The sequence below is a fragment of the Pseudomonas sp. NPDC088885 genome (assembly GCF_044750025.1).
GTDB lineage: Bacteria > Pseudomonadota > Gammaproteobacteria > Pseudomonadales > Pseudomonadaceae > Aquipseudomonas > Aquipseudomonas rustica.
Window position 1 is genome coordinate 1 of sequence record NZ_JBIVJB010000024.1, and the last position, 12,351, is coordinate 12,351.

The 12,351-nt window shown below is 59.2% G+C and carries 11 protein-coding genes; 8 read left to right on the forward strand and 3 right to left on the reverse strand.

From position 1 onward, the window contains the following. Positions 1-300 precede the first annotated feature (300 nt). Both ACIP1X_RS12775 and ACIP1X_RS12780 read right to left on the reverse strand, forming a co-directional pair. Positions 301-1,794 (reverse strand): CoA-acylating methylmalonate-semialdehyde dehydrogenase, encoded by a 1,494-nt coding sequence (locus ACIP1X_RS12775; protein WP_400752535.1) that lies wholly within the window; start codon positions 1,792-1,794, stop codon positions 301-303. Positions 1,795-1,939: 145 nt separating this feature from the next. Beyond that, positions 1,940-3,289: an aspartate aminotransferase family protein gene (locus tag ACIP1X_RS12780; protein ID WP_122594966.1), complete on the reverse strand. Its 1,350-nt coding sequence runs from the start codon at positions 3,287-3,289 to the stop codon at positions 1,940-1,942. A gap of 138 nt (positions 3,290-3,427) precedes the next feature. Here ACIP1X_RS12780 and ACIP1X_RS12785 point away from each other — a divergent pair, with 138 nt between their 5' ends. The 7 genes from ACIP1X_RS12785 (at position 3,428) to ACIP1X_RS12815 (ending at position 11,420) form a co-directional block, all read left to right on the forward strand. Then, positions 3,428-4,348: a LysR family transcriptional regulator gene (locus ACIP1X_RS12785; RefSeq protein WP_053116962.1), complete on the forward strand. Its 921-nt coding sequence runs from the start codon at positions 3,428-3,430 to the stop codon at positions 4,346-4,348. 131 nt (positions 4,349-4,479) lie between these two features. Further along, positions 4,480-5,868 carry a uracil-xanthine permease family protein gene (locus ACIP1X_RS12790; RefSeq protein WP_400752538.1) on the forward strand — a complete coding sequence of 463 codons (1,389 nt, stop codon included), beginning with the start codon at positions 4,480-4,482 and terminating at the stop codon, positions 5,866-5,868. 88 nt (positions 5,869-5,956) lie between these two features. Continuing rightward, the gene (locus ACIP1X_RS12795) at positions 5,957-6,607 is read left to right on the forward strand and encodes a TetR/AcrR family transcriptional regulator (protein WP_008088675.1); all 651 of its coding nucleotides are present in this window, start codon (positions 5,957-5,959) and stop codon (positions 6,605-6,607) included. Between the two features lie 7 nt (positions 6,608-6,614). After that, on the forward strand, positions 6,615-7,196 hold the full coding sequence (locus tag ACIP1X_RS12800; protein WP_400752545.1) for an IMPACT family protein: 582 nt from the start codon (positions 6,615-6,617) through the stop codon (positions 7,194-7,196). A 630-nt stretch (positions 7,197-7,826) separates the two neighbouring features. Further along, a complete protein-coding gene (locus ACIP1X_RS12805; protein ID WP_400752548.1) occupies positions 7,827-9,374 on the forward strand; it encodes an ABC transporter ATP-binding protein in 1,548 nt (515 codons plus the stop codon). 13 nt (positions 9,375-9,387) lie between these two features. After that, entirely contained in the window at positions 9,388-10,494 is a 1,107-nt protein-coding gene (locus tag ACIP1X_RS12810; RefSeq protein ID WP_064118441.1) for an ABC transporter permease, read from the forward strand. Then, a complete protein-coding gene (locus ACIP1X_RS12815; protein WP_400752551.1) occupies positions 10,494-11,420 on the forward strand; it encodes an ABC transporter permease in 927 nt (308 codons plus the stop codon). The genes ACIP1X_RS12810 and ACIP1X_RS12815 overlap by 1 nt, the downstream gene beginning before the upstream one ends. A gap of 59 nt (positions 11,421-11,479) precedes the next feature. On the opposite strand, the gene ACIP1X_RS12820 is transcribed toward ACIP1X_RS12815, so the two are convergent. Next, positions 11,480-11,914, reverse strand: coding sequence for a hypothetical protein (locus tag ACIP1X_RS12820; protein ID WP_400752637.1), 435 nt, complete (start codon positions 11,912-11,914; stop codon positions 11,480-11,482). An 83-nt stretch (positions 11,915-11,997) separates the two neighbouring features. On the opposite strand from ACIP1X_RS12820, the gene ACIP1X_RS12825 reads away from it, so the two are divergent. Continuing rightward, positions 11,998-12,348: a MerR family transcriptional regulator gene (locus tag ACIP1X_RS12825; RefSeq protein WP_008088665.1), complete on the forward strand. Its 351-nt coding sequence runs from the start codon at positions 11,998-12,000 to the stop codon at positions 12,346-12,348. The last annotated feature ends 3 nt before the right edge of the window (positions 12,349-12,351 follow it).

Genomic DNA, 12,351 nt, shown 5'->3' on the forward strand with positions numbered 1-12,351 from the left:
TGCGCTTCAGATCTCTCGTCAGCGGGAGGCGAATTCTACAGCGTTACACGCTGATGTCAACACCTCTTTTTCAACTTCCTTTTGGCTTCGATGAACTGAAGCACTTGCTGTCGAAACCTACATAACTCATTGAATCTCAAGGAGTTTTCCGTTTCGACTGCGCCGGAAGTGGGGCGAATTATAGACGTCTGGAATTTGCCGTCAACGTCTATTTTCATATTTCTGTCACAAAGGTCAAAAAAGCCCGCAAACACGAAGGCCGACCCCAAGAGGTCGGCCTTCGTAGCCCTGCCCTTCTACTTACAAGCTAGGGAAGGCGAACTGCGAAGCCTCGTGGCTCGCACGCTGCGGCCAGCGCTGGGTGATCGCTTTGCGACGGGTGTAGAAGCGCACGCCGTCCGGGCCATAAGCGTGGAGGTCGCCAAACAGCGAACGCTTCCAGCCGCCGAAGCTGTGGTAAGCCACCGGTACTGGCAGCGGCACGTTGACGCCAACCATGCCGACTTCGATCTCGTCGCAGAACAGACGCGCCGCTTCACCGTCACGGGTAAAGATGCAGGTGCCGTTACCGTATTCGTGATCGTTGATCAGTTGCATGGCCTCTTCCAGGCTGTTCACGCGAACGATGCACAGTACCGGGCCGAAGATCTCTTCTTTATAGATGCGCATTTCCGGGGTGACGTTGTCGAACAGGCAGCCACCGAGGAAGAAGCCTTCTTCATGACCGGCCACGCTGAAACCACGACCGTCGACCACCAGGGTCGCGCCCGCTGCCACGCCGTCATCAACGTAACCGCTGACTTTGTCGCGCGCCTGACCGGTGACCAGTGGGCCCATGTCCAGACCGCAGGAAGTGCCGGCACCGATTTTCAGCGCCTGAATCTGTGGCACCAGTTTCGCCACCAGCGCATCCGCAACCTGGTCGCCAACACACACGGCAACAGAAATCGCCATGCAACGCTCGCCGCACGAACCGTACGCCGCGCCCATCAGTGCGCTGACCGCGTTAGCCAGATCGGCATCCGGCATCAGTACTGCATGGTTCTTCGCGCCGCCCAGTGCCTGCACGCGTTTGCCGCGCTTGGTGCCTTCTGCATAGATGTATTCAGCAATTGGCGTAGAACCGACGAAGCTCAGCGCTTTGACTTCCGGCGCTTCGATCAACGCGTCCACGGCAGTCTTGTCACCGTGCACCACGCTCATCACGCCTTTCGGCAAACCGGCTTCCAGCAGCAACTGAGCGATCAGCAATGTCGAGCTTGGGTCGCGCTCGGACGGCTTGAGGATGAAGCAGTTGCCGCAGACGATCGCCAGCGGGTACATCCACAACGGCACCATGGCCGGGAAGTTGAACGGAGTGATGCCGGCCACAATGCCCAGCGGCTGGAAGTCCGACCATGCGTCGATGTTCGGGCCAACGTTGCGGCTGTACTCGCCCTTGAGGATTTCCGGGGCGGCGCAGGCGAACTCGACGTTCTCGATGCCGCGCTTCAGTTCACCGGCGGCGTCTTCGAGGGTCTTGCCGTGTTCTTCGCTGATCAGTTGCGAGATGCGCGCTTCGTTCTGCTCGAGCAGTTGCTTGAAGCGGAACATCACCTGGGCACGTTTGGCCGGTGGCGTGTTGCGCCAGGCCGGGAAGGCAGCCTTGGCGGCATCGATGGCTTTCTGGATGGTTTCGCGGGTGGCCAATGGCAGCTTGTGGATAGCCTGACCGGTGGACGGGTTGAACACATCAACCGCGCGACCGTTCTCGGTCACCAGTTCGCCATTGATCAAATGTGGGATAACGCTCATCGAAAACTCCTGAATTTTTGTTCAGCGGGCGCCCATTGAAGGGTGCCTTCTATATATAGGTAGCTTTGTGGAGGAGCCGGATGTCTTTGGCGCTCTTCAGAACGCCTTCGCGAGCAAGCTCGGCTCCCACAGGTTCTGCGTGGAATCAGTCGAGCTTGTTCAGCACTTCGCCGACCGCGTCGAACAGACGATCGAGGTCTTGCGGCTTGCTGTTGAAGGTTGGGCCGAACTGCAGAGTGTCGCCGCCGAAGCGCACGTAGAACCCGGCTTTCCACAGGGCCATGCCCGCTTCGAAAGGACGCACGATGGCGTCGCCGTCACGACCGGCAATCTGAATTGCGCCGGCCAGACCGAAGTTACGAATGTCGATAACGTTCTTCGAACCTTTCAGACCGTGCAGCGCGTTTTCGAAATGCGGGGCGACTTCGGCGACGCTCTGCACCAGATTCTCTTTTTGCAGCAGGTCGAGTGCTGCCAGGCCAGCGGCGCAAGCCACCGGGTGCGCCGAGTAGGTGTAGCCGTGCGGGAATTCCACGGCGTATTCCGGCGTTGGCTGATTCATGAAGGTCTGATAGATCTCAGAGCTGGCAATCACCGCGCCCATCGGGATCGCGCCGTTGGTGACTTGTTTGGCGATGCACATCAGATCCGGGGTCACACCAAAGGTGTCGGCGCCGAACATGTTGCCGGTACGGCCGAAACCAGTGATCACTTCGTCGAACACCAGCAGGATGTTGTGCTGATCGCAGATCTCGCGCAGACGCTTCAGGTAACCCTGTGGCGGCACGAGTACACCAGCGGAACCGGCCATCGGTTCAACGAATACCGCAGCGATGTTCGAAGCATCGTGCAGTTCGATCAGCTTCAGCAGCTCATCGGCCAAAGCGATGCCGCCCTGCTCCGGCATGCCACGGGAAAACGCATTGCTCGCCAGCAACGTGTGCGGCAGGTGATCGACGTCCATCATCGCCTGACCGAACAGCTTGCGGTTGCCGTTGACGCCGCCGAGGCTGGTGCCGGCGATGTTCACACCGTGGTAACCACGGGCACGGCCGATCATTTTGGTTTTGGTCGCCTGACCTTTCAGACGCCAGTAGGCGCGCACCATTTTCACCGCGGTGTCGGCGCACTCGGAACCCGAGTCAGTGAAGAACACGTGGTTGAGGTTGCCCGGGGTCAGCTCGGTGATTTTCTCGGCCAGTTGGAACGACAGCGGGTGACCGTACTGGAAGCCCGGCGAATAATCGAGGGTGCCCAGCTGCTTGGAGACTGCTTCCTGAATTTCCTTGCGGGTGTGACCGGCGCCGCATGTCCACAGACCGGACAGCGAGTCGTATACCCGGCGGCCCTTGTCGTCGATCAGCCAGCTGCCTTCGGCGCCAACGATCAAACGCGGATCGCGCTGGAAGTTACGGTTGGCGGTGTACGGCATCCAGTGCGCGTCCAGCTTCAATTGGCTGGCCAGTGGCGACTGAGCGTTTTCAGGCATGTTCATCGGGCAAAACCTCGCAGGGCATAAGCGTCAGGGAGATAAAAAGCGTTGTTGCAGCTAAATTGCCACGGCGATAAAGTCGGTGAAATCCAACTCTTCTAACCTTCAGTTAGAACTTCGCTAAACAATGAGAACAATAAGATGAGCAGCCGCCGCCCCGATCCGCTGGCCCAGGTCAGTGACTTTGATATTCGCCTGCTGCGGATTTTTCGCAGCGTGGTCGAGTGCGGCGGCTTCTCGGCGGCGGAGACTGTGCTCGGCATCGGTCGCTCGGCGATCAGCCAACAGATGAGCGATTTGGAGCAGCGCCTCGGTTTGCGTTTGTGTCAGCGTGGTCGCGCCGGATTTTCGCTGACAGAGGAAGGTCGCGAGGTCTATCAATCGGCGTTGCAGCTATTAAGTGCGCTGGAAAGTTTCCGCACCGAGGTCAACGGCCTGCACCAGCATTTGCGCGGCGAGTTGATCATTGGCCTGACCGACAACCTCGTCACCCTCCCCCACATGCGCATCACCCACGCCCTCGCGCAGTTGAAGGAGCGCGGGCCGGATGTGCAGATTCAGATCCGCATGATTGCACCGAACGAAGTTGAGCAAGGTGTGCTCGATGGCCGCCTGCATGTCGGCGTGGTGCCGCAGGCCAGTGCGTTGTCGGGACTGGAATATCAGCCGCTGTACAGCGAGCGTTCGCTGCTTTATTGCGCGGTGGGCCATCCGCTGTTTTATGTTGATGACAAGCAACTGGATGACGAACGCTTGAACAGCCAGGACGCGATTGCGCCAACGTTTCGTTTGCCGGCGGATATTCAGGCGCACTACCAGGCACTCAATTGCACGGCCAGTGCTTCTGACCGTGAGGGCATGGCGTTTTTGATTTTGACCGGGCGATACATTGGTTATCTGCCGGATCATTACGCCAGCCTTTGGGTGCAGCAGGGGCGTTTGCGTGCCTTGAAAGCAGGGACGCGGTTTTACGATTTGAGTCTGGCATCGGTCACGCGCAAGGGGCGGCGCCCTCATTTGGTGCTGGAGAGCTTTTTGGAGAGTTTGGCGGCGACGCGTTGAAGGCAAGATCAAAAGATCGCAGCCTGCGGCAGCTCCTACATTTGCGGGTTATTTGCCGATAAAGTTGAGCAAGTGGACAGGTTTTTGCAGAGGGGGAATTACTTCGTTCCTTTGATAAGAAGCCTTAAGCCATGCAGCCAGATTCCGCACCGTCCAGCGACCTGATCTACGGCCTCAACGACCGCCCCAAACCACTCGCCGCCACCCTTGCCGCGCTGCAACACGTGCTCGCCAGTTTCGTCGGCATCATCACCCCGCCGCTGGTGATTGGTTCGGCGCTGGGGCTGACCGCTTATCTGCCTTACCTGATCAGCATGGCGTTGATGGTGTCGGGCGTCGGCACCTTTATTCAGGCGCGGCGGCCGTTCGGGATTGGCGCCGGGATGATCTGTCTGCAAGGCACCAGTTTCGCCTTTCTCGGTGCGGTGCTGTCGGCGGGGTTTCTGGTCAAGCAACGTGGCGGCAGCCCGGAAGACATTCTGGCGATGATTTTCGGTGTGTGTTTCTTCGGCGCGATCGTGCAGATCGTCCTCAGCCGTTTCATCGGGCAATTGCGTCGAGTTGTTACGCCACTGGTGACCGGGATCGTTATCACCCTGATCGGCATCAGTCTGATCAAAGTCGGCATCACTGACCTGGGCGGTGGCTTCAACGCGCCGGACTTTGGTGCGCCGGGCAATCTGGCGTTGGGCGTGTTCGTGCTGCTGACGATCATTCTGCTCAACCGCTCGAACACGCCGTGGGTGCGCTTGTCGGCGATCATCATTGGTCTGGTGCTCGGCAGTCTGGCCGCGTGGTTCAGTGGGAAACTGGTACCGCAGCCATTGCCTGACTTGCCGCTGGTGAGTTTTCCTACGCCGTTCAAGTTCGGATTCAGCTTCGACTGGACGGCTTTCCTGCCGGTCGCGCTGATTTATCTGATCAGCACCATCGAAACCGTCGGCGACCTCACTGCCAATTGCATGCTCGCCCGTCAACCTATCAGCGGCCCTTCATATATAAGCCGCCTGCGCGGAGGCGTGCTCGGTGATGGCGTCAGCTGCATGATCGCCGCGACCTTCAGCGCTTTCCCCAACACAACGTTTGCGCAGAACAACGGCGTGATCCAGTTGACCGGCGTCGCCAGCCGCTACGTCGGGCTGTACATCGGCGCGATCCTGTTTTGTCTCGGACTGTTCCCGATGATCGGCGCGGTGCTGCAACAGATTCCGAAACCTGTATTGGGCGGCGCGACTCTGGTGATGTTCGGCGCGGTGGCTGCGGCCGGCGTGCGCATCCTCGCGCAGTCGTCGCTGGATCGGCGCAGCATGTTGATCATCGCCACCTCGTTCGGCGTTGGTCTGGGCATCGCCGCACAACCGAACCTGCTGCACCTGCTGCCGAAACTGGTGCAGAACCTGTTCGACTCGGCGATTACCAGCGGTGGTCTGACCGCAATCATCCTGTGCCTGTTGCTGCCGGAGTCGAAAACCGAAGCCGCTGAAGCGCACGCGCCGCTGAACAAGATCGAACAGGCGTAACGGTTTTATCGCGCAAAGACTTGTCGGATGCCTGTGGGTGCGCTATCAACGCAACTGGTTGCACCCACAGACAAACCCGGAAGTGCCTATGACCTTTGAAGTCCCAGCCCATGGCGGCAAACCCGCCAGCCGCATTCGTCAGAAAAACGAAGAGACCATTCTCAAAGCCGCCGAAGACGAGTTCGCCCGTCACGGGTACAAAGGCACCAGCATGAACACCATCGCCCAGAATGCCGGGTTGCCCAAGGCGAACCTGCATTACTACTTCACCAACAAACTCGGTTTGTACGTGGCGGTGCTGAGCAACATCATCGAGCTGTGGGACAGCACCTTCAACACGCTCACCGCCGAGGACGATCCGGCCGAGGCGCTGACCCGCTACATCCGCGCCAAGATGGAATTTTCCCGTCGCCAGCCGCAAGCCTCGCGAATCTTTGCGATGGAAGTGATCAGCGGCGGCGAATGTCTGACCGAATATTTCAATCAGGATTACCGCGCCTGGTTCACCGGCCGTGCGGCAGTGTTTCAGGCGTGGATCGATGCCGGCAAAATGGACGCGGTTGATCCGGTGCACCTGATCTTTCTGTTGTGGGGCAGCACTCAGCATTACGCTGACTTTGCCACGCAGATCTGCCGAGTCAGCGGTCGCAGCAAGTTGACCAAGCAGGACATGGAAGACGCCGGCAACAACCTGATCCGCATCATTCTCAAGGGCTGCGGCCTCACTCCTTCTCTATAAGACGTTTATGCCTTTCACCCTCAGCGGTTTTTGCGAGTACCGCGAAGAGATTCGCAAAAGCCGCTTTATCACTTTTGCCGCACCGATCGGCAGTCCTGCTGATGCGCAGGCGTTTTTCGAGCAGCACAGCGATTTCAATGCTTCGCACAATTGCTGGGCGTGGAAACTCGGTGATCAATACCGCAGCAATGACGATGGCGAACCGGGCGGTACTGCGGGGCGCCCGATTCTGGCGGCGATTGAAGCGCAGGATTGCGATCAGGTCGCGGTGCTGGTGATTCGTTGGTACGGCGGGATTCAACTGGGGACTGGCGGCTTGGCCCGCGCGTATGGCGGTGGGGCGAACAAGTGTTTGCAGACGGCGGCGAAGGTTGAGTTGATCAGTCGGGTGGCGTTGAGTTGTGCTTGTGGGTTTGCCGAGTTGGCGTTGGTGAAATTGCGCGTGGCGGATTTGGGGGGGTTGATTGTTGAGGAGAGTTTTACGGCGAATGGGGTTGAGTTGAAGTTGGCGGTGGGTGAGGCGCAGATTTCGGTGTTGCAGGGACAGTTGGCGGATTTGAGTCGTGGGCGGATTTTGTTGCAGCGGTAGAGCAAGATCGAAAGATCGCAGCGTGCCGCAGCTCCTACAGATCTTTGGTTGTCGTTAATTTTGTGTCACGGCGTTTTTATGTAGGAGTTGCCGAAGGCTGCGATCTTTTGGGGCGGATGCGAAATTTCATATTCCACAAACTTGCCCACATCTGCTGTGCACCCGACTGTGGATAACCTGAGCACATAATGCTGTAACCCTTCTGTCACGTGGCTTTGCGCGGTTTGTTCACTTTTCGTTCAATTTGCCCGACGAAATGTAATTTCCAAGCAGAAACAATCAGTTAGCCACGTTTATCACCATTAGAAGAAAGCACCACAGTGCTTATGCCCGGCGTTTCGGCTTGCGCACAATAACTGTGGAGCAACCTGTGGATAACCCGTTCATGACCGCCGCAGTCGCAGGTTCTGCCTAGCTCCCAAGGATTTGCTCGTTTTTTGATCAGTTGCGGCCGGGCAAAACTAGAGCCCGATCAACACCTTTGCTCCGATTTGGTGCTGCAAATCCCGCCAATTTTCACCGCAATGCTCTGCGCCAAGCGCTGCCACCCGCAGCCCGCTCGGGTTCCTGACTCAATGGCCAGGAAATTGCTTTATCCACAGGCACAACTCCAAGCAAGTCGAGCCTGTCATGCCAATTGCTTCTACTCCTGCGCGCCTGCAACTGCGCCACATCAGCAAACGCTACCCCGGTTGTCTGGCCAACGACGCCATCGACCTGAGCATCGCGCCCGGTGAAATTCACGCACTGCTCGGTGAAAACGGCGCGGGCAAAAGTACCTTGATGAAGATCATCTACGGCGTCACCCAGGCCGACGCCGGGGAAATGCTTTGGCAAGGTCAGCGAGTCAACATCCGCAATCCGGCGCAGGCGCGGCAGTTGGGCATCGGCATGGTGTTCCAGCATTTCTCGCTGTTCGAAACCCTCAGCGTCGCGCAGAACATCGCGCTGGCGATGGGCGCCAAGGCTGGCACGCCGAAACAACTGGAACCGAAAATTCGCGAAGTGTCGCGCCGTTATGGCATGGCGCTGGAGCCGGAGCGACTTGTCCACAGCCTGTCGATCGGCGAGCGGCAACGGGTGGAAATCATCCGTTGCCTGATGCAGGACATTCGTCTGCTGATCCTCGACGAACCGACGTCAGTGCTGACCCCGCAGGAGGCCGACGAGTTGTTCATCACCTTGCGCCGTCTCGCCGCCGAGGGCTGCAGCATTCTGTTTATCAGCCACAAACTCGGCGAAGTTCGCGCGCTGTGTCATAGCGCGACGGTTCTGCGCGGCGGGCGCGTAGCCGGGCATTGCGTACCGGCCGAATGCTCGGATCAGCAATTGGCGCAGTTGATGGTTGGCGAAGCGGCGGCGTTGATTGGCGACTATCCGAAAGTCAGCGGTGGCGCGGCGTTTTTGCAGGTGAAGGGCTTGAGTTGGCACAACCCGGATCCGTTCGGCTGCTCGCTGACTGACATTGATGTGCAGGTACGCAGCGGTGAAATCGTCGGTATCGCCGGGGTTGCGGGCAATGGCCAGGATGAGTTGCTCGCCCTGCTCAGCGGCGAACAAACCTTGCCTCGTGCGGAGGCCGCAACCATTCGATTCGCCGAGCAACACGTCGCCGATCTGCGCCCGGATGCACGACGCAAATTGGGCTTGGCGTTCGTCCCCGCCGAGCGTCTCGGTCACGGCGCGGTGCCGGAATTGAGTCTGGCCGATAACGCTCTGCTCACCGCGTTCCAACAAGGCTTGGTCAGCCGCGGTTTGATCGAGCGCGGCAAAGTCGAAGCCCTCGCCCAGCACATCATTCAGCGCTTCGGCGTGAAAACCCCGGACACGCAAACCGCTGCGCGCAGCCTGTCCGGCGGCAACTTGCAGAAATTCATCCTCGGCCGGGAAATCCTTCAGCAACCGAAACTGCTGATCGCCGCGCACCCGACCTGGGGTGTCGACGTCGGCGCCGCCGCGACCATCCACCGTGCACTGATCGCACTGCGCGATGCCGGCGCGGCGATTCTGGTGATTTCCGAAGACCTCGACGAACTGTTCCAGATCAGCGATCGCCTCGGCGCGTTGTGCGGCGGACGCCTGTCGGCGTTGCACAACACCGGCGACACGCAACTCAGTGATGTCGGCGGCTGGATGGCCGGCCAGTTCGACAACCCACCTTCTGCCGCCACGGTTTAACGGAGTTTTACTCATGCTGCTTTCCCTCGAACCCCGTGGCCAGCAATCGCGCGTGATGCTGTGGTGCTCGCCGTTACTGGCAGCGGCGCTGACGCTCGGTTGCGGCTCGCTGCTGTTTATCGCCCTCGGCCACGACCCGCTGCAAACCTTGCACACGCTGCTGATTGCACCGGTCAGCGATATGTATGGCGTCTCCGAATTGCTGGTCAAAGCGTTGCCGATTCTGCTCTGCGCTTTGGGTCTGGCGGTGGCGTATCAGGCGCGGATCTGGAACATCGGCGCTGAGGGGCAATTGCTCCTCGGCGCACTCGCCGGCAGTGCCTTGGCGGTGAACATCATCGATATGCAAAGCCGTTGGGCGCTGGTGTTGATTCTGCTCACCGGCACCCTCGCCGGCGCCGCATGGGCCGGGCTGACCGCGTGGTTGCGCACACGCTTCAACGCCAACGAAATCCTCACCAGCATCATGCTCAATTACATCGCCCTGAACCTGCTGTTGTTCTGCGTGCACGGGCCGCTGAAGGATCCGGCCGGATTCAACTTTCCCGAGTCGGCGATGTTCGGTGACGCCAGCCGCTTGCCGTTGTTGATGGAGGATGGCCGCGTGCACGCCGGGGTGTATTTCGCCCTGCTCGCACTGGTCGCGGTGTGGGTGTTGTTGCAGAAAAGTTTTGTCGGGTTCCAGATCAAAGTGCTTGGGCTGGACAAGCGTGCGGCGGGGTTTGTCGGCTTTCGCGAGAAGCGTTTGATCTGGCTCGCGCTGTTGATCAGCGGCGGTTTGGCCGGGCTCGCCGGTGTCTGCGAAGTCACTGGGCCGATTGGCCAATTGGTGCCGCAAGTGTCGCCGGGTTATGGCTATGCAGCGATCACCGTGGCGTTTCTCGGACGCCTCAATCCGATCGGGATTCTGTTCTCCAGCCTGTTGATGGCGCTGCTGTACATCGGTGGCGAGAGCGCGCAAATGACGATGAATCTGCCGCAGGCGATCACTCAATTGTTTCAGGGAATGATGCTGTTTTTCCTGCTCGCCTGTGACGTGCTGATCCTCTATCGGCCACGACTGAACCTGCGCTGGGTGAAGCGAACCTCGACCACCGCCGTAACTGCCGGAGCGCTGTGATGGATATCGATCTGTTGAGCAATATTTTCTACGCCATGGTGCGTTGCGGCACGCCGTTGTTGCTGGTGGCGTTGGGGGAGCTGATCTGCGAGAAGAGCGGCGTGCTCAACCTCGGGCAGGAAGGGATGATGCTGTTTGGCGCGGTGATCGGTTTTATCGTCGCGCTGAACAGCGGCAACCTGTGGCTTGGCGTGTTGTTGGCGATGTTAGCCGGGATGTTGTTGTCGTCACTGTTTGCGCTGGTGGCGCTGGTATTCAATGCCAATCAAGTGGCAACCGGTTTGGCTCTGACGATTTTTGGTGTCGGGCTGTCGACCTTTGTCGGCGCGGCCTGGGTCGGGAAACCGTTGGCCGGTTTTGAGCCGTTGGCGATTCCTTGGCTGAGTGAAATTCCGCTGATCGGGCGGATGCTGTTTGCGCAGGATCTGCTGGTGTATCTGTCGTTCGCGCTGTTTGCGCTGGTGGCGTGGGTGATCATCAAAAGTCGTGTCGGGTTGATTATTCAAGCCGTGGGTGAGAACCCGGATGCGGCCAGTGCGATGGGCTTGCCGGTGTTGACCGTGCGTACCTTGGCGGTGCTGTTTGGCGGGGCAATGGCCGGGTTGGCCGGGGCTTATCTGTCGCTGGCGTACACGCCGATGTGGGCGGAAAACATGACCGCCGGGCGTGGCTGGATCGCGTTGGCGCTGGTGGTGTTTGCCAGTTGGCGGGTGTGGCGGTTGTTGCTTGGGGCGTATCTGTTTGGCCTCGCCAGCATCCTGCATTTGGTCGCGCAGGGGTTGGGGCTGGCGATTCCGTCGAGTTTGCTGGCGATGCTGCCGTACGTCGCGACGATTTTGGTATTGGTGTTGTTGTCGCGGGATGCGGTGCGCACAAGATTGTATGCACCGGTTTCGTTGGGGCAGCCTTGGCAGGCCGGGCATTAATTATTGTTTGGGCGGGCCTCTTCGCGAGCAGGCTCGCTCCCACATTTTCCGCACCCGACTCAGGAATGTGAGGTGGCGCCCATCTCCTGTGGGAGCGAGCCTGCTCGCGAAGACTTACTCAAAGGCAACACCTGAGCAATGCCCCACGCCAGTTCGAAGACCAGAAAAACCAGCAGGATCGAACTGGCGCCATGGGCCAATGCGTACGCTTGCCAAGCCGCAAAAAGAAATCTTGCCACCGCGTCATACCGTCCATAAAGCGCCTGCGGATCACGAATCCGCAACACCGCCCACACGCACACCACCGACCCCAACAGATTCGCCATCAACATGTGCACAGGTTGAAACGCCGGCAGCTCACCCGGCAAATCCAGCGTGCTCAACAACCCATGCACAAGCGCAAAACTCCACGGTGTGGCAAACGCCGCCGTGACGACCAAGTCATACCAGGCGCTGCCGCGCACCACGTGGCGATACTGCGTTGAAGTCCACATCATCCTTGCTCCAGAAATTCAGGGAGCAAGTACGTTAAAGCCTGGAGTATGCTCCAGGGTCAATAGCCCTTTTGAGAGTCGCCATGCGCATCGGTGAATTAGCCCTGGCCAGCGCCGTCAGCCGTGACACCCTGCGTTTCTATGAGCAGCGCGGGTTGATTGCGGCGCAGCGTAGCGCCAATGGTTATCGCGACTATCCGCCGGAGATGGTGCAACTGGTGCTGTACATCAAAACCGCGCAGCGCCTGGGATTTACCCTCGGCGAGATCGGCGACAGTGTCGCGGCGTTGTGGAACGCGCCCGATCCAGACAACGCCGTGGCGCAGCTTCTGCGCGACAAACTGCAACTGATCGAAACCCGCATGAGCGAACTCGACGTGCTGCGGCAAGAGCTGCAACTTCGGCTCGGTCAGGCCTGTCCATTGAATCCATGATCC